The organism is Nocardia sp. 2TAF39 (assembly GCF_052114905.1).
Taxonomy (GTDB): Bacteria; Actinomycetota; Actinomycetes; order Mycobacteriales; family Mycobacteriaceae; genus Nocardia.
Genome location: NZ_JBFRFQ010000037.1, coordinates 22033 through 44640, shown reverse-complemented (window position 1 = coordinate 44640; position 22608 = coordinate 22033). Strand labels below are relative to the sequence as shown.

Annotated in this window: 18 protein-coding genes; 9 read left to right on the top strand and 9 right to left on the bottom strand. The window is 67.1% G+C overall.

Annotated elements, in window-relative coordinates; translation table 11 throughout:
* The first annotated feature begins 238 nt into the window (after positions 1 to 238).
* The 3 genes from AB4Z47_RS21710 to AB4Z47_RS21700 all read left to right on the top strand — a co-directional run bounded on the left by AB4Z47_RS21710 (position 239) and on the right by AB4Z47_RS21700 (position 5042).
* Positions 239 to 1453: an acetyl-CoA C-acetyltransferase gene (locus AB4Z47_RS21710; protein WP_441953140.1), complete on the top strand. Its 1215-nt coding sequence runs from the start codon at positions 239 to 241 to the stop codon at positions 1451 to 1453.
* Positions 1454 to 1645: 192 nt separating this feature from the next.
* A complete protein-coding gene (locus AB4Z47_RS21705; protein ID WP_441953139.1) occupies positions 1646 to 3796 on the top strand; it encodes a 3-hydroxyacyl-CoA dehydrogenase NAD-binding domain-containing protein in 2151 nt (716 codons plus the stop codon).
* 136 nt (positions 3797 to 3932) lie between these two features.
* Positions 3933 to 5042 (top strand): esterase-like activity of phytase family protein, encoded by a 1110-nt coding sequence (locus tag AB4Z47_RS21700; RefSeq protein WP_441953138.1) that lies wholly within the window; start codon positions 3933 to 3935, stop codon positions 5040 to 5042.
* Here the strand turns inward: AB4Z47_RS21700 and AB4Z47_RS21695 are convergent.
* Positions 5039 to 5194, bottom strand: a complete 156-nt coding sequence (locus AB4Z47_RS21695) for a hypothetical protein (protein ID WP_441953137.1) — start codon at positions 5192 to 5194, stop codon at positions 5039 to 5041. The two genes, AB4Z47_RS21700 and AB4Z47_RS21695, sit on opposite strands and share 4 nt — an antisense overlap.
* Before the next feature lie 175 nt (positions 5195 to 5369).
* On the opposite strand from AB4Z47_RS21695, the gene AB4Z47_RS21690 reads away from it, so the two are divergent.
* A complete protein-coding gene (locus tag AB4Z47_RS21690) occupies positions 5370 to 8957 on the top strand; it encodes a protein kinase domain-containing protein (protein ID WP_441953136.1) in 3588 nt (1195 codons plus the stop codon).
* A 1-nt stretch (position 8958) separates the two neighbouring features.
* Here the strand turns inward: AB4Z47_RS21690 and AB4Z47_RS21685 are convergent, their stop codons facing one another.
* Complete coding sequence (locus AB4Z47_RS21685; protein WP_441953135.1) at positions 8959 to 10275, bottom strand: class I SAM-dependent methyltransferase; 1317 nt, start codon at positions 10273 to 10275, stop codon at positions 8959 to 8961.
* On the bottom strand, positions 10272 to 11756 hold the full coding sequence (locus AB4Z47_RS21680) for an FAD-binding oxidoreductase (RefSeq protein WP_441953164.1): 1485 nt from the start codon (positions 11754 to 11756) through the stop codon (positions 10272 to 10274). Before AB4Z47_RS21680 ends, AB4Z47_RS21685 begins: the two co-directional genes overlap by 4 nt.
* A gap of 156 nt (positions 11757 to 11912) precedes the next feature.
* Here AB4Z47_RS21680 and AB4Z47_RS21675 point away from each other — a divergent pair, with 156 nt between their 5' ends.
* Positions 11913 to 12347: an SRPBCC family protein gene (locus tag AB4Z47_RS21675; RefSeq protein WP_441953134.1), complete on the top strand. Its 435-nt coding sequence runs from the start codon at positions 11913 to 11915 to the stop codon at positions 12345 to 12347.
* Positions 12348 to 12419: 72 nt separating this feature from the next.
* On the opposite strand, the gene AB4Z47_RS21670 is transcribed toward AB4Z47_RS21675, so the two are convergent.
* Together AB4Z47_RS21670 and AB4Z47_RS21665 are read right to left on the bottom strand one after the other, a co-directional pair.
* Positions 12420 to 13232 carry a MerR family transcriptional regulator gene (locus tag AB4Z47_RS21670; protein WP_441953133.1) on the bottom strand — a complete coding sequence of 271 codons (813 nt, stop codon included), beginning with the start codon at positions 13230 to 13232 and terminating at the stop codon, positions 12420 to 12422.
* Positions 13233 to 13282: 50 nt separating this feature from the next.
* Positions 13283 to 13864 carry a hypothetical protein gene (locus AB4Z47_RS21665; RefSeq protein ID WP_441953132.1) on the bottom strand — a complete coding sequence of 194 codons (582 nt, stop codon included), beginning with the start codon at positions 13862 to 13864 and terminating at the stop codon, positions 13283 to 13285.
* Positions 13865 to 14094: 230 nt separating this feature from the next.
* Here AB4Z47_RS21665 and AB4Z47_RS21660 point away from each other — a divergent pair, with 230 nt between their 5' ends.
* Together AB4Z47_RS21660 and recR are read left to right on the top strand one after the other, a co-directional pair.
* Entirely contained in the window at positions 14095 to 14427 is a 333-nt protein-coding gene (locus AB4Z47_RS21660) for a YbaB/EbfC family nucleoid-associated protein (protein WP_441953131.1), read from the top strand.
* 15 nt (positions 14428 to 14442) lie between these two features.
* Positions 14443 to 15051 (top strand): recombination mediator RecR, encoded by a 609-nt coding sequence (gene recR / locus AB4Z47_RS21655; RefSeq protein WP_441953130.1) that lies wholly within the window; start codon positions 14443 to 14445, stop codon positions 15049 to 15051.
* 153 nt (positions 15052 to 15204) lie between these two features.
* Here the strand turns inward: recR and AB4Z47_RS21650 are convergent, their stop codons facing one another.
* A complete protein-coding gene (locus AB4Z47_RS21650) occupies positions 15205 to 15849 on the bottom strand; it encodes a hypothetical protein (protein WP_441953129.1) in 645 nt (214 codons plus the stop codon).
* 485 nt (positions 15850 to 16334) lie between these two features.
* Between AB4Z47_RS21650 and AB4Z47_RS21645 the strand changes: the two genes are divergently transcribed.
* The gene (locus tag AB4Z47_RS21645) at positions 16335 to 19397 is read left to right on the top strand and encodes a circularly permuted type 2 ATP-grasp protein (protein WP_441953163.1); all 3063 of its coding nucleotides are present in this window, start codon (positions 16335 to 16337) and stop codon (positions 19395 to 19397) included.
* Positions 19394 to 20308: a transglutaminase family protein gene (locus AB4Z47_RS21640; protein WP_441953128.1), complete on the top strand. Its 915-nt coding sequence runs from the start codon at positions 19394 to 19396 to the stop codon at positions 20306 to 20308. The genes AB4Z47_RS21645 and AB4Z47_RS21640 overlap by 4 nt, the downstream gene beginning before the upstream one ends.
* Positions 20309 to 20355: 47 nt before the next feature.
* Here AB4Z47_RS21640 and AB4Z47_RS21635 read toward each other — a convergent pair whose 3' ends face one another.
* The 3 genes from AB4Z47_RS21635 to AB4Z47_RS21625 all read right to left on the bottom strand — a co-directional run bounded on the left by AB4Z47_RS21635 (position 20356) and on the right by AB4Z47_RS21625 (position 22603).
* The gene (locus AB4Z47_RS21635; RefSeq protein ID WP_441953127.1) at positions 20356 to 21066 is read right to left on the bottom strand and encodes a type 1 glutamine amidotransferase; all 711 of its coding nucleotides are present in this window, start codon (positions 21064 to 21066) and stop codon (positions 20356 to 20358) included.
* The gene (locus AB4Z47_RS21630) at positions 21063 to 22301 is read right to left on the bottom strand and encodes a MurT ligase domain-containing protein (protein WP_441953126.1); all 1239 of its coding nucleotides are present in this window, start codon (positions 22299 to 22301) and stop codon (positions 21063 to 21065) included. The genes AB4Z47_RS21635 and AB4Z47_RS21630 overlap by 4 nt, the downstream gene beginning before the upstream one ends.
* Positions 22302 to 22366: 65 nt before the next feature.
* A complete protein-coding gene (locus tag AB4Z47_RS21625; protein ID WP_441953125.1) occupies positions 22367 to 22603 on the bottom strand; it encodes a hypothetical protein in 237 nt (78 codons plus the stop codon).
* Between the last annotated feature and the right edge of the window lie 5 nt (positions 22604 to 22608).

Sequence of the window (22608 nt, the reverse complement as noted above, 5' to 3'; positions counted from 1 at the left end):
ATGAACGGGTGGCCGTGAGCTTCGGTACGACGAGGTTCTATGGTAGGCCCAGGTGTACGGGCGACCGGGAACATACGTTCGCTGTTGCTTGCCCTGTTTTGTACAGCGTCAGGACGGTCGGTCGCAGGGCCGGTCGATGAGGTCAGCCGCAGCCACGCCGCAGCATGCGGTGTTGCCGCACAGAGCGCCCGGACGGACGGGTCCGGCCGCCGCACCTTTAAGGAAGGAACACTCCGATATGACCACAGAGGCCTACATCTACGAGGCCATCCGCACTCCGCGCGGCCGCGGCAAGAAGAACGGCTCGCTGCACTCGGTCAAGCCGATCGACTTGACTGTTGGTCTGATCCAGGAGCTGCGCGGCCGCTTCCCGAACCTCGACGAGGACCGGATCTCCGACTTGATTCTCGGCGTGGTCGCGCCGGTCGGCGACCAGGGCGCCGACATCGCCCGCACGGCGGTGACCGTGGCCGGACTGCCCGACACCGTCGGCGGCTTCCAGCTCAACCGCTTCTGTGCCTCCGGCCTCGAGGCCGTCAACTTGGCCGCGCAGAAGGTGCGCTCCGGCTTCGACGACTTGGTCCTCGCCGGCGGCGTCGAGTCCATGTCCCGCGTGCCCATGGGTTCGGATGGCGGCGCGTGGGCGCTCGACCCGGCCACCAACTACGACACATACTTCGTTCCGCAGGGTGTGTCCGCCGACCTGATCGCTACCATCGAGGGCTTCAGCCGCGACGACGTCGACGCCTATGCGGTGCGCTCGCAGGAGCTGGCCGCCAAGGCCACCACCGGCGGCTACTTCGCCAAGTCGATCGTCCCGGTCAAGGACCAGAACGGCATCATCGTGCTGGACAAGGACGAGCACATGCGTCCAGGCACCACCGCCGAGGACTTGGCCAAGCTGCAGCCGTCCTTCGCCGTGATCGGTGAGATGGGTGGCTTCGACGCGGTGGCGCTGCAGAAGTACTACTTCGTCGAGAAGATCGACCACGTGCACCACGGCGGTAACAGCTCCGGCATCGTCGACGGTGCCGCGCTCGTGCTCGTCGGTAGCAAGGAAGCGGGAGAGGCGTCGGGGCTCACCCCGCGTGCCCGCGTTGTCGCGACCGCCACCAGCGGCGCCGACTCGACCATCATGCTGACCGGTCCGACCCCGGCCGCCAAGAAGGCGCTGGCCAAGGCCGGCCTGACCCTCGATGACATCGACCTGGTCGAGATCAACGAGGCGTTCGCCTCCGTGGTGCTGAAGTTCCAGAAGGACCTGAAAGTCCCGGACGAGAAGCTGAACGTGAACGGCGGCGCGATCGCGATGGGCCACCCGCTGGGTGCGACCGGCGCGATGATCACCGGCACCATGGTCGACGAGCTGGAGCGCCGCAACGGCCGCTACGCGCTGATCACCCTGTGCATCGGCGGCGGCATGGGCGTGGCCACCATCATCGAGCGGGTCTGACCCCCAACCGGCAGCTGAGAATTCACAGCGGCGTGAGCGACGGGCCCGGAGGAGGCAGCTTGCGTAACCACGTAGGGGCCCGCGAACGCCGCAATTCGACACGCGGCGTGAGCGACGGGCCCGGAGGAGGCAGCTTGCGTAACCACGTAGGGGCCCGCGAACGCCGCAATTCAACAAGGAGAACACAGAGCTGTGAGTGAAACCAACATGATCGGTTGGGAGCAGGATTCGGACGGCATCGTCACGCTGACGATGGACGACCCGAACCAGAGCGCCAACACGATGAACGAGCTGTACAAGAAGTCGATGACCGCAACCGTCGACCGGCTGGAGGCGGAGAAGGACACCATCACCGGTGTCGTCGTGACCTCCGCGAAGAAGACCTTCTTCGCCGGCGGCGACCTGAAGAACATGATGAAGGTCGGCCCGAACGACGCGCAGGCCCTGATGGAGGAGCTCAGCGAGATCAAGGGCCCGCTGCGGCGCTTGGAGCAGCTGGGCAAGCCGGTCGTCGCCGCCATCAACGGCGCCGCGCTCGGCGGTGGCCTGGAGATCGCGCTGGCCACCCACTACCGCATCGCGGCCGATGTGCCGGGTTCGCAGATCGGTCTGCCGGAGGCCACCCTCGGCCTGCTGCCCGCCGGTGGCGGCATCATCCGTACCGTGCGCATGCTGGGTCTGCAGAACGCCCTGATGCAGGTGCTGCTGCAGGGCCAGCGCAACAAGCCGGCCAAGGCCAAGGAGATCGGCCTGGTCAACGAGCTCGTCGGTTCCATCGAAGAGCTGGTGCCCGCTGCCAAGGCATGGATCAAGGCCAACCCGGACAAGGGCGTGCAGCCCTGGGACGTCAAGGGCTTCAAGATCCCCGGCGGCACCCCGTCCTCGCCCGCGTTCGCCGCGAACCTGCCCGCCTTCCCGGCCAACCTGCGCAAACAGATCAAGGGCGCGAACATGCCCGCCCCGCGCGCCATCATGTCGGCTGCGGTCGAGGGCGCACAGGTCGACATCGACAACGCGTCGCTGATCGAGACCCGCTACTTCGTGCACCTGCTCACCGGCCCGGTCGCGAAGAACATGATCCAGGCGTTCTTCTTCGACCTGCAGACCATCAACAACGGTGGTTCGCGACCGAAGGACGTGCCGAAGAAGGAGATCAAGAAGGTCGGCGTGCTCGGCGCGGGCATGATGGGCGCGGGCATCGCCTACGTCTCCGCCAAGGCGGGATACCAGGTCGTTCTGAAGGATGTCACGATCGAGGCGGCCGAGCGCGGCAAGAACTACTCCGAGAAGATCGAGGCCAAGGCACTGTCCCGCGGCAAGACCACCGAGGAGAAGTCCAAGGCGCTGCTGGACCGGATCAAACCGACCGCGGACGCGGCCGACTTCGCCGGTGTCGACTTCGTGATCGAGGCTGTCTTCGAGAACACCGAGCTGAAACACAAGGTGTTCCAGGAGATCGAGGATGTCGTCACCCCCGACGCGCTGCTCGGCTCGAACACCTCCACCTTGCCGATCACCGGACTCGCGGCCGGCGTGAAACGCCAGGAGGACTTCATCGGCATCCACTTCTTCTCGCCGGTCGACAAGATGCCGCTGGTGGAGATCATCAAGGGTGAGAAGACCTCGGACGAGGCGCTGGCCAGGGTGTTCGACTACACGCTCGCGATCAAGAAGACCCCGATCGTGGTCAACGACAGCCGCGGCTTCTTCACCTCGCGCGTAATCGGCACCTTCGTCAATGAGGCGATCGCCATGCTCAACGAGGGCATCGAGCCCGCGACCATCGAGCAGGCCGGTCTGCAGGCGGGGTACCCCGCTGCGCCGCTGCAGCTGTCGGACGAGCTGAACATGAAGCTCATGCAGAAGATCGCCAAGGAGACCCAGGAGGCCGCCGAGTCGGGCGACACCACCATGGGCGCCAAGCGCCACCCGGCGCAGGACGTCATCGACTACATGGTGTCCGAGGGGCGTCCGGGCCGTCTGGAGAAGGCGGGCTTCTACGAGTACGACGAGAACGGCAAGCGCACCGGTCTGTGGCCGGGGCTGCGTGAGCACTTCAAGACCACGGCGGACTTCAGCGTCCCGCTGCAGGATTTGATCGACCGCATGCTGTTCGCGGAGGCAATCGAGACCCAGAAGTGCTTCGACGAGGGTGTGCTGACCTCGACCGCCGACGCCAACATCGGCTCGATCTTCGGCATCGGCTTCCCGGCCTGGACCGGCGGTGTGCACCAGTACATCGTCGGTTACCCGGGCGGGCAGGAGGCCTTCGTGGCCCGCGCCGACTACCTCGCCAAGACCTACGGCGAGCGCTTCGAGGTCCCTGCCTCGCTGCGCAAGTAGTCGTCGCGCGAACCCGACGTCAAAGCCCGCCATCGCTTTTCGCGGTGGCGGGCTTTCGCCGTTTTCCGGGTGGGTGCTCGGCGGATTTCCAGTTCCGGTCGCCGTGGCGTGCGCCCTTGCGGATACGTTAGGAGCCGTGTCGAGACGTAACCGCCGCATCCTGGTCGCCAGTTGTGCCCTCGCGTTCGTGTCAACCTCCGCCGTGACGGTGCCGGAGGCCGCCGCCGATCCGGCGGCGGCCTCGGTGCGGCTGCTCGGCGAGCAGGTAATCGAGCACGACCTGAACTTCGCGGGAACCACGGTGGGCGGCCTGTCCGGGATCGACTACCAGGAGCGCACCGGCGAGTATGTGCTGATCAGTGACGACGGGTCCGAAAAGAACCCCGCGCGGTTCTACACCGCACGCTTCGAGGTCGGCGAGCACGGGGTGGGCCCGGTGGCGTTAACCGGGACGCGTCCGCTCTTGACACCGACAGGGACCCCCTATGCCCCGAGGTCGGTCGACCCGGAGGAGATCCGGGTCGATCCGTGGACCGGCGACTACTACTGGACGCAGGAGGGCGAACGGACCGAAGCTGTCCGCGCGGACCCCTCGGTGCGGATCGCTCGGCCCGACGGCACGTTCGCGGGTGACCTGCCGATCCCGGGCGACGAACGGATGCTGCCGAATGCGGGGCCGCGGCGGAACCTGGCGCTGGAGGGCGCGACCTTCGCCGCCGGGGGCGCACTGTTCCTGACGTCGGTGGAGGGTCCGCTGCTGGAGGACGGACCGGTGGCGACCACGACCAGTGGCGCGCCCGCTCGGATCACGGTCCAGGCGCGCTTCGGACCACCGCTCGCCCAGTACGTGTATCCGATGGAACCGGTGTTCGCCGAGTCGCGTCCCGATCCCGGCCGGGGCGAAAACGGAATCGCCTCCATCCTGGCCGCCGACCCGCTGGACCCGACGAAACTCCTTGTGTTGGAACGGTCCTACGTCCCGGGCGTCGGCAACAAGATCCGCATCTACGAGGCCGATCTGGGCGCGGCGACCGATGTCCTCGACGCGCCGATCGGCGCCGCACGTCCGGCGGCCAAGCGGCTGCTCGTCGATCTTGCCGACGTCGGGCTCGCCACGATCGACAACGTCGAGGGTATGACCTGGGGTCCGCGCCTGCCCTCCGGTGAACGCACCCTGGTGCTGGTGAGCGACAACAACTTCCTCGCCAAGCAGATCACTCAGGTTATCGCACTCGCCGTCGGTTAGTCGGTGCGGCGCAGGTCTTCGGCAGCGGCCTGGTAGCCGGCTGTAGCGCGAGTGAGGTAGTCGAACAGCACCTCGCGCTGTTCGGGGCAACAGCCGGCTTCGCGTCGCGCCGGAAACCAAGCCATCTCCGGAGCCTTGACCAGCTCGAACATCCTGGTCAGGCAGCACGAACCTGTCCTGTTTCGAAACATCTCCCACGAAATCTCGCGCCGCGCTACGTTGGAGTATGCGCAGACATATCGGACACCAAGGGGTTGCCGGGCCGTCCGACGTCGGCGCGAGCTGGTCGCCGGCGACACCGATTCGATGTGAGTTCGAGGTGATCACATGAATCCACAGATGCGGTCGGGCGGGGCGGGCGGCGAATCGACTGCGGCCGAAGCGAATACACAGAGTCAGGCGCCCATCGGTATCGGCGACGAGCTCGAAGCGATGGGTCTGACCGGTGCGGTGGAGATAGGCCACGGCGGGTTCGGGGTGGTGTATCGCTGTATCCAGACCACGCTGAACCGTGTCGTCGCGGTAAAGGTGCTCTCCTCGGATATCGACCAGGAGAGCAGGGAGCGCTTTCTCCGCGAGGAGCAAGCGATGGGCAGACTGTCCGGTCATCCGAACATCGTCGACATCCTCCAGGTGGACGTCACCGCCACCGGAATGCCGCTGATCGTGATGCCGTACTTCAACCGCGGGTCGTTGGAACAGCTCATCCGCGATCAGGGGCCACTCACCTGGGCCGACTCCCTGCGGGCCGGGGTGAAGCTGTCGGGTGCGATCGAGAGCGCGCATCGAGCCGAAATCCTGCACCGGGATGTGAAACCGGCCAACGTCCTGCTCAGTGGCTACGGCGAGCCACAGCTAACCGATTTCGGCATCGCCCGCATTCCCGGCGGGTTCCGCACGTCCAGCAGTCTGATCACGGGCTCGCCCGCGTACACCGCGCCAGAGGTGCTCAAGGGCGACGAACCGACCGTCCGCTCCGACATCTACGGCCTCGGTTCCACGTTGTTCGCGCTGCTCACCGGGCATGCGGCCTTCGAAAGGCAGGCAGGGGAGAGGGTGGTCGCACAGTTTCTGCGGATCACCACCCAACCGGTGCCCGACCTGCGCGACCAGGACATTCCCCCGGACGTGGCCGCCGTCATCGAAAACGCCATGTCCCCGAATCCGCGCGACCGCCCGTCCACCGCCTACGAGTTCGGCGAAATGCTGCGGACCGTGCAACGCGACCACGACCAACTGCCCGACGAGATGGCGCTGCTGGACACCACGCCCGAACCCGAGCCGACTACCGCCGGCGAGCCCACGGCAACGTTGACCACGTCCCGTCCGGCCGTCACGGCCCGGCGCAGCTGGCCACTGACGCTGCGGCCCGCGGTATCGCAGCATTCCGGCGCCACCGGCACTTCCGCGATCGCGATGCCCCCGAAACCCGAGACCAAATTCCGTCCGCCGACACCCGCCCGCGAGCCGGTGCCGCGACCGCGCCTGCTCGACATTCTGCGTGCGGGGGGCCGTCGCAGGCTCGCGATGATGCACGCCCCCGCGGGATTCGGCAAGAGCACGGTGGCCGCGCAATGGCGCGCCGAGCTCGCCGAGCAGGACGTGGCGGTCGCCTGGATCGGCGTGGACCACGACGACGACAACGAGATCTGGTTTCTCGCCCACCTCATCGAAGCGATCCGCCAGGTCCGCCCCGACATCGGCAACGGCTTGGTCCAAGTGCTGGAGGAGCGCCCTGCCGACGCCGCCGCGTTCGTGATCTCCACGCTGATCGACGAGATCCACGCGAGTGGCAAGACGATCGTGGTGATCGTCGACGACTGGCATCGGGTCAGTGACGCGGGCGCGCACCGCGCGATGAACGCCCTGCTGGACAATGGCTGCCATCATCTGCGCTTCGTCGTGACCAGCCGGGAGCAGTCCGGGCTGCCGACGAGCCGGATGCGGGTGCACGACGAGCTGGTCGAGATCGGCTCGGCCGCGCTGCGCCTGACCGAGGACGAGACAAGGCAGATTCTGGTGGAGCGCAACGGGTTCGCGCTCACCGCCGACCAGGTGGCCGAGATCCACGCGGCCACCGACGGCTGGCCCGCGGCCATCCAGCTGGTGAGCCTGTCGCTGCGCGGCAACGCCGATCCAGCGCGGCTGATCGCCACTCTCTCCGGGGGCAACCACGGCATTCGCGAGTACCTCGCCGAGAACGTGCTCGACGCCCTGGAACCGAGGATGCTCGAGTTCCTGATGTCGATCGCGGTGACCGAGCGGGTATCCGCTTCGCTTGCCGCGGCGCTGTCCGGCGAGGCGGACGCCGAACAGCTGTTGGAGCAGGCCGAACAGCGCGAGTTGTTCTTGCGGCGCATCGAGCACGACCCGGAGTGGTTCCGGATGCAGCCACTGTTCGCCGAGCACCTGCGGACCCGGCTGGACCGCGTCTACCCGGGAAGGCTGAAGTCACTGCACCGCAAGGCTTCCCGCTGGTACGCCGAGCACCAGTTGCTGCGCAAGTCGGTCGATCACGCGCTCGCCGCGACCGATCTGAAGATGGCGCTCGACCTGCTCGAGAGCGGCGGCATGGACCTGATCGACGGATCCCGCCTCGCCACGCTGCTCGGCAGCGTGTCGAAATTGCCTATGCAACAGGTAGCTTCGCGCTCCAAACTGCTGATGGCGGTGGCACGGGCAAACGTGAACCTGCAGCAGTCCGGCGCGGCGCGCAACGCGCTCGGCAGGTTGTCGAACATCCTGGCCCGCGGTTCGTCCACCGACGCCGACGTGCATGTGCAGCGCTGCCAGGCCATGGTGCTGGCCGCGACGGACCAGATCGCCCGCGACCACACCGAGGGTGTGCTGGATCGGGTAGCCGACTGCCTGGAGCGTCCAGAGGAACTGCCCGCCTGGACGGTCTCGACCGCGGCGAACGTGTCTTCGTTCGTGCGGCTGTGCGAGTTCGACTTCGAGGGTGCACGGCAGATACAGGTATGGGCCGAGGAATACCACGCGCGCTCGAACGACCCGCTCGGCATGGTCTTCGGTCTCTGCTGCCGAGGAGATGCCGCCTATGAACAGCTCGACATCAAGACGGCCACCCAGTGCTTCCAGCAGGCGTGGGAGACCGCGCGGGCGCGCTCTGGCCCGCACTCACACTCGGCGCGCGTCGCCGCTGCCCTGTTCGGCGAAGTGAACTACCGGCGTGGCAACCTCGACACCGCGGATCGGCTGCTCGACGAGAGCCACGAGCTGGTCACCCGGGTGGGCACCGTGGACTTCCTGATCTCCACCTTTGTCGTCGGTGCCAGGGTCAAGGCGGTGCGTGGCGACCTTTACACCGCGGCGACCAGGCTGGACGAGGGCGTCCGCATCGCCGTCGACAACCGGCTGGCCCGGCTCGGCGCGCACATTCGCGCCGAACGGCTGCGGCTCGGCCTCCCGCTGGACGCCGCGGACCGGCAGTACACGGACATCACCGAGTCGACGCCGTTGTCGGCGATCCACCGGATGACCGGCGCGGCCGTGCTCGCAGCCGAGGCGGAGGAGATCGCCGCGATCAGGGCGCTGCTCGCCCAACGACGAGTCGGCTCCGATGACCGGGCGGTGCGCAGAGCTCGCGCGCTGCACGGGCATATGCTCGAAAAACACCGGCCACGCGCACAATTGGATGCCGCGTTGCTCCTCGCCGAATGTCTGGCCGCCTCCGGTTGGGTCGGTGAGGCCACCAACCTGCTGCTTCCCGTCGTGGCGACCTGCGCCGACCTCGGCTGGACCAGGCCGCTGCTGGACGCGGGGCCCGGCGTGGTCGGCATCCTGCGTGTGCTGCGCAGCGATCTGCCCGCTACGGCGACCCACGTCGGTGACACCGAACTGCCCGCCCTGTTCCTGGATGAAGTCCTGGACGGGGCGGGCGGCGGGGCCTACTGAATTACGGCTGCCACCATGGGCGCAGCGGCACGGTCCAGTCGCCGTCCTCGGGCAGCTTCACGCCGAGCACCTGGTGCAGCTGAATCACGTTGCGCTGGAAGCCGAGTCGACAACCGGCCATGTACAGGCCCCAAACCTTCGCGGTGCCCTCGCCGACCTCGTCGACGCAGGCGTCCCAGTTGGCGACCAGGTTCTTGCACCATTCGTGCAAGGTCAGCGCATAGTGCTCGCGCAGGTTCTCCTCGTGCAGCACCTCGAGCCCGATGTTCTGGATCTCGGAGATGATCCGGCCGGAGCCGATCAGTTCGCCGTCCGGGAACACGTAGCGGTCGATGAAGTCACCGGCCTTGGTGGTGCGGGTGTTGTCCGGTCGGGTGATGCAGTGGTTCAGGAACAGGCCGCCGTCGCGCAGCTTGCTCTTGATGTAGTCGAAGTAGAACGGGTAGTTGTGCACGCCGATGTGCTCGGTGAGCCCGATCGAGGACACCGCGTCGAAATTGCCCTCCGGCACGTCGCGGTAGTCGGAGTGGCGAACCTCGGCGAGGTCGGACAGGCCGTCCTCGGCGATCTTCTGCCGCGCCCAGTCCGCCTGCTCGGCCGACAGCGTCGCGCCGATGACCCGGACGCCGCGTTTGGCCGCATAGCGCACCATGCCGCCCCAGCCGCAGCCGATGTCGAGCAGCCGGTCGCCTTCCTTCAGCCGCAGCTTCTCGAAGACCAAGCGGTACTTGTTCTCCTGCGCCTCCTCCAGCGACCAGCTCTCGTCGCCGTAGACTGCGCAGGTGTAGGTCATGGACGGGCCGAGCACGTGCTCGTAGAAGGCGTTCGAGACGTCGTAGTGGTGGTGGATGGCCTCGGCGTCGCGGGTCTTGGAGTGGCGCAGGCCTTCCATGGCGATGCGGCGCCAGCGCGGCAGTGTCTCCTGCGGGGGCGGGGCTATCGGTTTGAGGCGCTCCCAGCCGAGCGAGCGCGCGATGGCCACCAGCGCCAACGCGGACGGGCGGCGGAACTTCAGCCCGTCCAACGCCCGCAGGATCTCGTACGGGTCGCCGGGATGCGTACCGCTGGCGATCATGTCGCCCGAGATGTAGGCGCGGGCCATGCCGAGATCGCCCGGGGCGGTCGCCAGATAGTTGATGCCGCGGGGCGTTTTGATGTCCAGCGCGAACTCTGAGTCCTCCGGTCCGGTCGCGCTGCCGTCGTAGGCGGTCAGCCGGATCGGGACGGTGCCCTCGATCAGGGTCTCGAAGATCTCGGCAATGCTGAGCTTGGCTCCGAGGTCCGCGAAGACGTCGGACCGGTCCTTGAATGTCGTCATTTGCGTTGCACCGCCTTCGAATACAAGTCCAGCAATCGTTGGTCTGGGTCGTAGCGTTTCTTCAGTTCGGTGTAGGTGTTTCCGCCGTAAAGCGCCGCGAACTCATCCTCGTCGTAGAAGGAATCCGAGTACAGCGACTTATGCCCGTCGAAGTCGGTCACGGCGCGCTCGATCGCGCGGTTGGCTGCTCCTTCTCGCTGTCCGAAGACGGTGGGGACGGTCGACCAGAACCCGATGTTCACGTAGGTCCGGTTCGGCTCCAAGGGATACAGCGGCCACGTCCGCGAAGCGGCCGCATCGAGCACAGCGCGGTCGTCCGCTGGTTTTCCGGTGTCGCGCAACCGCAGCGGGCACAGCCAGATCGGCTCGATCGGAATCTCGCGAAGGAACCATTCGACGAAATCGGCGGTGCGCTCCACCGGCACCTCGATGTCCTGCACCACACGCTCACGCGGCGGATTGCCCTTCCTGGCCTCCAGCCTGTCGCCGATGTTGTACTTGCGGTCCAGCGCCACGAGCTTCCAGTAGAAGCTGCTGCGCCGGTAGCGCTTCGGCCAGAACCGGCGGACCTTCGGGTTCTGCGTGCCGAAGGCGCGCGAACACCAGAACCAGTCGGTATCCCAGCGCCACAGGTAATCGTGGATCGTCAGCCGGTCCCGTTCGATGCCTGCGGAGCGGCCGGACGACGCAGCGGCGTCGTGCCGTATCGATTGGTAGAAGATCTCCATTCCGGTGTAATCGCTGACCGGGCCGGGCTCGTCGGTCCTGCGACCGAGCGTCAGGTAGCTCTCGTCGGCGGTGAACACGACGCCGTCCAGGTAATCGACCTGTTCGCCGTCGTAGGACCGGTCCGTGACGATCGTCGCGAGGGTCGCCTCCAGCTCGCGCAGATCGTGAAACCGCACGTGCCGCAGGGCGACGTACGGCCGTACCTGCTCCAGTTCGATCTTCAGCCGGACGGCGTAGCCCAGCGTGCCGTAGGAGTTCGGGAAACCGCGGAACAGATCGGCGTGTTCGTTGTCCGGCGTGGCGGTGAGGATTTCGCCCGCCCCGGTCAGCACGTCCATTTCCAGCACCGACTCGTGCGGCAGGCCGCTGCGGAACGAGGTGGACTCGATACCTAGTCCGGTGACCGCGCCGCCCAGCGTGATCGTCTTGAGCTGCGGAACGACCAGCGGCGCCAGGCCGTACGGGAGCGTGGCCGCCACCAGTTCCTCGTAGGTGGTCATGCCCGCCACGTCGGCGGTCTTCGTGATCGGGTCCACCGCGATGACCTTGGTCAGGCCCGACACATCAAGTCCGGGTGCGGTGTTCTTTGCTCTGGCCCGAAAAAGGTTCGAAGTCTTTTTCGCCAGCCGGACGTTGGCGTGCTCGGGTATGGCGCGGTAGCTCGCCAAGAGGCGGTCCACGCCCGCTCGATGCGCGGCAAATCCTGATTCGCGTGCGGCCGGTGCGTGTCCGGCCTTCCCCAACAGACTCACTGCCACCCCTCGACGCTAGTACGGACCATATGGCGGAGCTACCACGAGGGCATGGTCACGGGAGAAATGTCACGCATATGTTGCGAAATGGAATACCGAATTGATAGGGCAGGATGGAGACCGGTCGAGACACCGCATCCGGACAAGGAGCTCATTGTGGGACAGGTCAGCGCCAGTAGTTCGATCGTCGTTGCGGCGGATCCGCAGCGCGTACTCGAGGCCATCGCCGACTACGATACGGTGCGTCCGCGCATTCTCTCCGCGCACTACCGCGACTACAAGGTGGTCGAGGGCGGCAAGGGTGCCGGCACCGTCGCAGAGTGGACGTTGCAGGCCACCGAGAAGCGTTCGCGCAACGTGCACGCGGTGGTTTCGGTATCGGATTCCATTATCACCGAGCGTGATTCGAACTCGACGCTGGTGAACACCTGGACCGTCACCCCGGACGGCCCCGGCGCGCAGGTCACGTTGCGCACCACCTGGAAGGGCGCGGGCGGCGTCGCGGGCATCTTCGAGGGGATCTTCGCGCCGCTGGGCCTGAAGAAGATCCAGGCCGAAGTGCTTGCGAACCTGCAACGCGAACTGGCCTGATCCGCCGAGTACGCCAACAGCCCGGCGCCGATGGCGCCGGGCTGTCCTGCGCCCCGCCAGGGGTCTCCTCGTTCACCGTGAGCCGATCGGCCAGCAGACTTCGGTCCGGTAGGTAGTCGGATCGTCGGAATGGTCCGGGCCGTTCAGATAGAGCTCCCTGATCGGCTCCGGCAGCGCGATGTCGTGTTCGGCAACATGACTGCCCAGCGCGCCGTAGGTGCGATCGAAATCGACGAACGGCCCGTCGTGCACGGCGACGGCGAAACGACGAGCCGGCAAGTCGACTACCGAAAGTCCTTGTAGTAGGGCAATATCAGTGTCGGCAATCGGGATGAATGCGACGACCTCGCCTTCGTCTTCTTCGAAGAACTCCGTGGAATACGTCGCACCCGCGACTCCGGCGGGCGCGATATCCGCCGCGGCCAGCCCCTGATACAGCATCGGGAACGTCGAGGCGCACCAGTCGCCGATCCGTGCCTGTGGTATCACCGCGCCGACGGCGGCGGCGCGGAACGCCGGGATCGTGCGGTACGTCACGGCGATCGGTGGTGACGGCGTCAGCAGCGCACGCAACGACGCCACCACCACGCGGGTGCGGGTCAGTTCCGCCTCCATCCGCGCCAGATGCGCACGCAGGGCTTCGTCACGGACGCCCTCGTCCGGGGCGGCGAGTACGGCCCGGATCTCCGGAAGCGGCATGTCCAATCCCCGCAGCCGCCGGATCAGCTGCGCCTGCGCCACCTGCGCTGTCGAGTACCGCCGGTAGCCCGAACTCGCGTCGACGTCGATCGGCGTGAGCAAGTCGATCTCGTGGTAGTACCGCAACGTCTTCACTGTGAGCTGACTCAGCCTGGAGAACTCCCCGATCGGGACGGTCGCTGTCATAAATCCCCAGCCAACACCCTCCCGTACCGGGAGGGTCGAGAACGGCGGTGCTAGGCGAGGACGAAGGTCAGCAAGCGGGTGGTCTGGAACACGCCGCGCCACCACGAGTACCCGAACCAGACGCCGGGTGTGATCTCGCGGATCTCGTCGTAGACCGGCGGCGTCGGCGAGGGGGCGTAGTCGAGCGCCCAGGTCGGCTGGCCGTCGGTCAGGGCGGGCGCGCTGTAGACGTCGGCCCGCCAGGCCTCGATGCCCGCGCCCGTGACACGGTTTGTCAGGTAACCACCGTCGGGGCCGGTGTAGAAGATCTTGCCGAGCCACAGCCCGGGCGCGATGTCCTCCATGACCGGCGGGCTGGTCACCCAGCCGTCCTTCACGCCCACCGGGACCGCGCCGAGAGGCGCATCGCGGAAGATGAGCTGCTGCTGGTCGGCCGAGCACCGGAAGCGCAGCGAATCAACGGTCATAGCCTTGTCGTCCGGGTAGAGCACGCAGCCGTCGCCGTAGTCCACGACGGCTTGGGTGATATCCGGGTCGGCGGAGGCCGTGGGGCCGCTGACCCCGAGGAAGGTGGTGGGCGCGCCCAGCGCGAGCACCAGGGTGCTCAGCAGACGTGCTCGGTAGGTGCTCATCGCTTTGTCTCCACAATTGCCGAACTGGTCTCCCGACCCTCCTTCCGATCGTAGAGATGATCATGGTCGGGCATAACCCCAACTACCCAACCTGTTATCAGGCGTTGCACCGAAGAAACCAGGACCAAGCAGGCTTTCGACCGGCGGGCCGGCACGGCCGATGCCGCGCCGGATACCCGGTACGGCAGGACTAGGCTGGCCGATAACCCTTCCGCAGAGAGGAACATCCCGTGCAGCCCGGTGGTCAGTTCGATATGCAGCAGTTACTCGCCCAGGCGCAGCAGATGCAGCAGGCGGTGATGGAAGCGCAGGCCGATATCGCGGCGACCGAGGTGCAGGGCGCATCGGGCGGTGGCCTGGTGCAGGTCACCATCAAGGCGACCGGTGAGGTGGTGTCGCTGACCATCGACCCGAAGGCGGTCGACCCCGACGATGTGGAGACCTTGCAGGATCTGGTGATCGGCGCGATCAACGACGCGATGGCCAACGCGCAGGAGCTCGCCTCCGAACGGCTCGGGCCGCTCTCGGGCGGCCTCGGCGGCGGTTCGCTGCCCGGTTTCTGAGCGAGGACGCGGCAGTTGTACGAGGGTCCGGTGCAGGATCTGATCGACGAGTTGGGCAAACTGCCCGGCGTCGGTCCGAAGAGCGCGCAGCGCATCGCCTTTCATCTCCTTCACGTGGAGCCGCCGGAGATCGATCGGTTGCAGGCCGCACTGCAGAAGGTGCGCGACGGCGTGCAGTTCTGCGTGGTGTGCGGCACGGTCTCCGATGGCGAGTTGTGCCGTATCTGCGCCGACCCGCGCCGTGACCGCACCATGATCTGCGTGGTCGAGGAGCCCAAGGACGTGCAGGCGATCGAGCGCACCCGAGAGTTTCGTGGTCGCTACCATGTGCTCGGCGGCGCGCTCGATCCGCTCAGCGGCGTAGGACCCGACCAGCTGCGGATCCGGGAGCTGTTGGCGCGCATCGGAAATCAAGAGGACGGCGTCGACGTCACCGAAGTGATCATCGCGACCGACCCGAACACCGAGGGTGAGGCCACCGCCACCTATCTGGTCCGGATGATGCGCGACTTCCCCGGCCTGAGCGTGACAAGGCTGGCCTCCGGCCTGCCGATGGGCGGTGATCTGGAGTTCGCCGACGAGCTGACACTCGGCCGTGCGCTGTCCGGGCGTCGCGCGCTGTAACCCGCCGTAACCCGGGGCGCGAGCCCGCCGCCACGCCGTCGCCGGCCGCCTCGCCGTCCAGAACAATGAGCGACAGCGGTCTTCGCACCGTTGCTCGGTTTTCCGTAAACCCTGCGGAGGGTGTGTAGTGCCGAGCAACCGTGCGAGGAGGGGCTACAGCTCGAGGTGGGACCAGGGGAGGGTTTGCATGCGGGTGCGGTCGTCGTTGGCCCAGCCCCAGATGAGGCTGGCTACGGTGGCCGGGTCGGGGACGGTGGTGCCGAAATGCTTGTCGGGGGACCCGTCGCGGTATTCGAGGGTGTACGCGCCCGACTTCTCCCGGTAGGTCTGGATGTAGAACTGCTCGCCGCGTTCGACGACCAGGTACGGGTTCGGCGGGTCGAGTTCGGAAACCCACCGGTCGACGAGCGCTTCGGTGAGATAGGGAAACTCGCCCGCGCCCCCGTGGGTGACGGTGGCAGGCACGTGACCCGCGGGATCCATCAGCCAGGTCAGCTGCGGGTCGTAGACGGCATAGCCACGTGGCGTCGCGAGTTCGAACAGGAGGCGGCGGACGAAGCCGATGGCGTCGTATGGGCATGGCACGTGCAGCACTGCTCCAGTCGGGGCGCCGCCCACCGGAACAGTGCTGAGGAAACTGTCCTCATCCGGTAATTCCGCGTTGCGTCTGTTCAGTTCGGCCGCGATCTGGGCGACCACTCCCGACTCGGGAACCCCCTGCTGGGTGCTCAGGTAGGCATCGACCTCGGCGATCGACGACGCGACACCGGACGGCAGCAACACGTGGTCATAACTCACCCGGCACAGGGTACGGAACTGTTCAGCTGGGCCGGCTGGCCACGTCGGCACTGATGCACCGGCAGCCGCCCGCAAGGTCCCCGCAATCGATGACGAAGGCGTGCCGCGAATGGTTCAGATCGATGCACTCCTCCTCGGTGCATTCGGCGATCCGGTTGACGTGCACGATCAGAGTGCCGTGGCAGTGGTCGATCGTGGATTCACAGGACAAGCAACGTGACGTTCGCATATCACCTCCCGGATGAGATCGGTTCGTTATCCGGTCATACCACCCTCCCTGTGCGGGTGGTGTGACCTGCGACCGCGTGTCATGGCAAATATTTAGCGATCGATGTCTGCGGGACCTTTCTGACTACGTGCGAAAATGGCGGCACAGTACACCGACGCAGGTGCGCCTGGCATTCTCGATTCATGCGGGGCCTGTACCACCTGGTCGGCGACCTAGAGGCACGTCTGGCAGCGGAAGTGAGGTCGGCGCGGTGGCAATGCGCGAGGACGCGCTGCGGGAGAAAGAAACCGGTCCGAGTGTGCGCGAGCAAGTGGTCCAGCAATTTGCGCGCTACCGCAACGAGGGTGACGACACCGCCGCCTACGACGAATGCGGTCTCCCCACCGACGGCTACTACGACGAACTGGTCGATCCCGGTGGCAAGGTGCGGACCATGTGGTCGGAGCTGTCCGCCGATTTCGTCGAACTGGGCATCAACGGCCTCGGCAGGCTGGACAACAGAGTGCGCAGGCTGATCGAGGACGACGGCATCACCTACACAGAGGTCGGGGCGGTCGAGAACTCCACTCCGACGCCGTGGCGGCTCGATCCGATCCCGCTGCTGGTCTCCGCGGACGATTGGGCTCGGCTGGAAGCCGGGCTGGTGCAGCGTTCCCAGGTGCTCGACGAGGTGCTCACCGATATCTACGGCCCGCGCAGGACACTCGTCTCGGGGCTGCTTCCGTCGGAGATGGTATTCGGCAACACCGGTTACGTGCGGGCCGCGCACGGCATCACCGTGCCAGGACGGCATCAGCTGTTCCTGCACGCCTGCGATATAAGCCGTTGGAGCGACGGGCAGTTCCGTGCGATCGCCGACTGGGCGCAGGCGCCGTCCGGCGCCGGTTACGCGCTGGCCGATCGCCGCGTCGTGTCGACGGCGGTCCCGGAGGCGTTCGAGCATTCCAATCCACGACCCCTGACACCCTTCGCCAGGGCCATGCGATCGATGCTGATCGAGTCGGCACAGACCGACGACGACCCCGTGGTAGTGGTGCTCAGCCCCGGTGTGCATTCCCAGACCGCTTTCGATCAGGCCTATCTCGCGTCGATGTTGGGCTTTCCGCTGGTGGAGAGCGTGGATCTGGTGGTGCGGGACGGCGCGCTGTGGATGCGATCGCTCGGTACGCTCGAGCGGGTCGACGTGGTATTGCGGCGGGTGGACGCCGAGTTCTCCGATCCGCTCGACCTGCGTTCGGATTCGCTGCTCGGCGTGGCGGGACTCGTCGAGGTGCTGCGTCGCGGGGCGGCGACCGTAGTGAACACGCTCGGCAGCGGACTGCTGGAGAATCCGGCGCTGGCCGGCTTCCTGCCCAGGCTGTCGCGCGCGCTGCTCGGCGAGGATCTTTTGCTCGAGAGCGCGCCGTCGTACTGGGGCGGCGTCGACAGCGAGCGCACCCATCTGATCGCGAACATGGACAAGCTGATCATCCGCTCGGCGGTCGACGACACTACGCTCTTCGGACCGGGGCTGAGCCGGGATCAGCGCGACGAGCTGAAGGCCAGGATCGATGAGCGCGGGTGGCAGTGGGTCGGCCAGGAACCGGCGCAGTTCTCCGTCGCTCCCGCGGTGCAGGGCCACGGTGGACTCGCCGCCGCGCCGGTCGCCATGCGGCTGTTCTCGCTGGCCCGCCGTGCTGGCTACACGGCGATGTCCGGCGGTCTCGGCCAGTTGCGCCGGCGCGCGATTCCCGACCGTGCGGTGCTCGAGATCGCCGCCAAGGACATCTGGGTTCGGGCCGCGCCGACGCCCGCCGCCGCGATCGGCACCGAGCCACCGCATGAGGAACGCGAACGTCGCGGCGCCGCGGTCGTGGAGGCGGTGCGCTCCCCTCGTGTCCTCAACGACCTGTTCTGGATGGGCCGCTACAGCGAACGCGCCGAGGCAGCCGCCCGCCTCCTGATCGCTACACACGACTGCTATCAGGACTTCCATTACCGCCCCTGGCTGGAGGGCGCGGACGCGCTGCCGATTCTCCTGGCCGCGGTGGCCCACACCACCGCTACCGTCGCGCCGACGAAGGTCATGTTCGGTCCAGAGTCGAAAATACTTGCGGCGCAGCAGAATTCAGCGCGGCACGACACCGGGGCTGTCGTGGGCGGCACGGCCTCGGATGCTGCGGCAGTCGACCAGTCGCAGTCGTCGGAACGAGCAGGTTCCGGCGCTGCTGAGACGTCGTCGTCGCAGGGGCGGGCGCAGTCCACCGCGGAAGGTCATGCCGCCGATGCCGGTTCGGTTGCGAAGCCGACAGAGTCTCGGCCGGAGGATGCGCGCAAGCGAGAACCGGGTATCCCTACATCGAATGCCGATGAAGGGTCGAATGTGGCTGCTGCGCAGTCTGATCCCGCCTCGAAACCGTCGAAAGCCTCCGAAGCCGAGCCGGTCGTGGCCAGGGCTGAACCCGCGGCCGGTGCCTGGGCAGAACAAGGGCCCGCAGACTCTTCGGCGGTGGCCGATCGGGCCCCGATCGCGGAAGGGACGCGGGAGGGACATGACTACCTGGTGGCGCTGACGATCGATCGGGAATTGCCCGGATCGCTGGCTTTCGCGATCGATCGGTACGGAAGCGCGGCGCGCGCCGTGCGTGACCAGCTGTCGGCGGACACCTGGATGATCCTCGGCGCCGTCGACAGGGCACTGGCCGAGTACCGCGCAGCGGCAGGCGACCAGGAGGCCGAGCTGTCGGAGCTGCATTCGTTGACCCTCGCCGCGCTGCTCGCGCTGTCCGGAATCGGCGCGGAATCGCTGGTGCGCGATACCGGGTGGTATGTCATGGATATCGGCAAGCGGATCGAACGCGGGCTGGCACTGACCTCGGTGCTGTCGGCCGCGCTCAGCCGGAAGTATCCGGAGGAGATCGAGCGGGCGGTCACCGAATGGGTGCTGCGCGCCACCGAGTCGTCGGTGAGTTATCGTCGGCGGCATCGGGATTCGGTGCGTATCTCGGCGGTCGCCGGACTGCTGCTCTTCGACACCGGCAACCCGCGGTCGCTGGCCTACCAGCTGGACCGGCTCGACGCCGACTTCCACGCGCTGCCCGGCACATCGGCATCGTCGCGCCCGCAGCGATTGCTCGCGGACGCGCAACGCATGCTGCGCCGCCTCGATCCCGACGACCTCGAGGTCACCGACGAGGACGGCAGGCGAACCGAACTGGCCGAGCTTCTGGAGGGGGTGCACTTTCGGTTGCGCAAGGTGGCCGAATCATTCGAGACCACGAAACTGTCTCTGCCGGTGGGCATCCAGCCGCTGTGGGGTAGCACGCGGGTTGTCGGATGATCGGCCGCGACGGTTCTACCCGGCGCTACCTGGTGAAGCACCGTACCGGGTACTCGTATTCCGACGAGGTCACCAGCTCTTACGGGCGTACGTATCTGACGCCGCGTGATTTCCCCGGCCAGCGGCTGCTCACGCACGACATCCACATCGACCCGGCGCCGTCGGATCGGTCGATCGGCGCAGACGTGTACGGCAACACCACCTCCTATTTCCACGTGACCGCGGAACATCGCAACCTCGTCATCATCGGCGAGTCCCTCGTCGAGGTGGACGCGCCTGATCGCGACCCGACCGGACCTGCCGTCGAGCCGTGGGAGAAGACCCGCCCGACCAGCGCGAACGGACCACTCGCCGTGGAATTCACCCTCGACCTGCACCCGCCGGAAATCACGCAGGAGATCGTCGCGTACGCGGCCGAATCCCTCACTCCCGGCAGGCCGCTGCTGGCGGCGGTGGCCGAGCTGAACACCCGCATCTTTACCGATTTCACGTACCGGTCCGGATCCACCACGGTGTCCACCAGGGTGGCCGACGTGCTCACGGCCCGCTCGGGCGTCTGCCAGGATTTCGCGCGCATCGGCGTCGCCTGCCTGCGGTCGCATGGTCTCGCCGCCAGGTACGTCTCCGGCTATCTGGCCACCGACCCGCCGCCGGGCAAGGAACGCATGATCGGCGCCGACGCCACGCACGCCTGGTCGTCCGTGTGGGTGCCCGGCGACGACGCACACGACCGTGCGGGCCGATGGATCGACTTCGACCCCACCAACGACCAGTTCGGCGACGAGCGGTACATCACCGTCGCATGGGGTCGTGATTACGCCGATGTGCCTCCGCTGCGCGGTGTCATCTATACCCACGCGAAAGACAGCACGATTACCGTTTCGGTCGATGTCTCTCCGGTGGCGGTGTAGCCGACACAGGGACCTGATTCGGCCTTACCGGTCCGGACCGCCGAGGCTCAGGCGCGCAGACGTTCGCGGCGCAGCTGGTCGACCTCGGGAAGCTCCAGTGGCGCCAGCTCGGTGACATCGAGCGCGCGCATCAGCAGCAGGTCGGCCAGTTCGGGGTTGCGGGCCAGCGCGGGGCCGTGCATGTAGGTGCCGATCACCGATCCCTGCACGACGCCCTCCAGTCCATCGCCGACGCCGTTGCCGACACCACGGGTGACCCGGGCCAGGGCGGTCGCCTCGCCACCGAGTTTGGTTCCGCCACGGTGGTTTTCGAAGCCGGTGAGCGGAGCGGTGAGCCCGGGCAGCAATGATGTTGTGGTCACCTCGCCGATGGCACGCTTGTGCTGCGGCGAAGTGGTGACGTCGATCAGCCCGACGCCGTCCACCCGCTCGCCCCCTGAAGTCTCGTACCACTGGCCGAGCACCTGGATCGCCGCGCAGATCGCCAGCACCGGAGCACCTTTCGCGGCTGCCTGCTGTAAGCCGGGGTAGCGGCGCAGGTGCCGGGTGGCCAGACGCTGCGCGGAATCCTCCGCGCCGCCGAGGGTGTAGATGTCCAGCGACTCCGGAACCGGTTCGGGCAGCGTGATTTCGACGATCTCGGCGTCGTAGCCGCGCAGGCGCAGGCGCTGGCGCAGGACGAGCGCGTTGCCGCCGTCGCCGTAGGTGCCCATCACGTCCGGCAGCACCAGACCGATGCGAATTGTCGACTGGCTCATGCTGTCCGCTCCTCGAGGCCACGGTTGAGATCACGGAACGCGGTGTAGTTCGCCAGCACCTCGACATGTCCCGCGGGGCAGGAGGCGATGGCATGCAATGGATCCGGCACCGTGGTGTGCTCGACGCCCGCGTAGGTGAGTCGGACCGCGAGGTCGGTGGCCCGCTCGCCGGCGGCCACCACTCGAACGCCTTCGAAATGCTCGAACCGCACGTCCCACAGCCAGGACAGATCCTCCCCGTCGGGTACCTGGCCGTTCACCGCGATCACAAGGCCCGCCGAGGTCGGCTCGATCATCGACAGCGCCTCCTGCCAGCCCGCCGGGTTCTTCGCCAGCAGCAGACGGGCGTCGTGCTCGCCGACCTGTACTGTCCGGTAGCGGCCCGCGATCTCGCGCACCGTCCCCGCGGCCGCCACCGCCTGCCCTGCGTCGGCGCCGAGCGCAACCGCCGCGGCCACCGCCTGCGCCGCGTTGCCGCGGTTGGCCCGGCCGGGCAGGGCGAGGTGCAACGGGAACCGCACGCCCGCCGGACCGACCAGATCGTGCTCGTCGAGCCACCAATCCGGTTCCGGCCGTTCGAAATCCGTTCCGGTGCTGCGCCAGTGTGCGCCCTCCCAGATGATCGGCTCACCGCTGCGGGGACAGCTGGTCGCGTCCATCGCCCATCCGCTGCCCGCGGCGACCCACACCACATTGGGATGGTCGTAGGCGATAGAGGTGACCAGAACGTCGTCGCAGTTCGCGATCACCACGGTGGCGGGGTGCTTCGCCAGACCCGCGCGCAGCCTGCGCTCGATCATGTTGATCTCGCCGACCCGATCGAGCTGGTCGCGGCTGAGATTCAGCAGCACCACCGCCGACGGGTTCAGCGAGTCGGTGACGTGCGGCAGGTGCAGTTCGTCCACCTCGATCGCGGCCAGCGGCGCGCGCCGATGCGCGTTCAGTGCGGCAACGATGCCCGCGTCCATGTTGGCGCCGTCGGCCTGGGTCGCGACCTCGCCGAGCGTGCTGAGCGCGGCGGTGGTCATCCTGGTGGTGGTGGACTTGCCGTTCGTGCCGGTCACCAGCACCGTGCGCCGCTGACGTCCGAGCTGGTCCATGACCGTCGGGTCGATCTTCAACGCGATCAGGCCGCCGATCATCGAACCCTTGCCGCGCCCCGCCTTCTGCGACGCCCACGACGCCGCGGCCGCCGCCGTCAGCGCGAGCCTGCCGCGCACCGATATGTCTGCCACGTCGCGAGTCTATGTTCGCCCGCGATCCGGGTGCGCCGCGGTCCGGTAGTCCGGCCCACGACGGCTCAGTCGCGGTAGAGCTCGGCCTGGTAATTCTCTGGCGCGTCGTAGCGCTCCAACTCGTCGACCGTCTCTGCGATGTTCGTCTGCACCTCTTCGACCAGGCAGGCATGGTTGGGGAGGGTGTCTTGCGGCCAGCGCCGCGGCTCCCCCAGGTGACTGCGGAGGAACGCCTCGGCGCAGTGGAAGAAGATCTGCTCGTCGTCCACCTCGACGGCGAGAATCGGGCGATGGCCGCGCACCACCA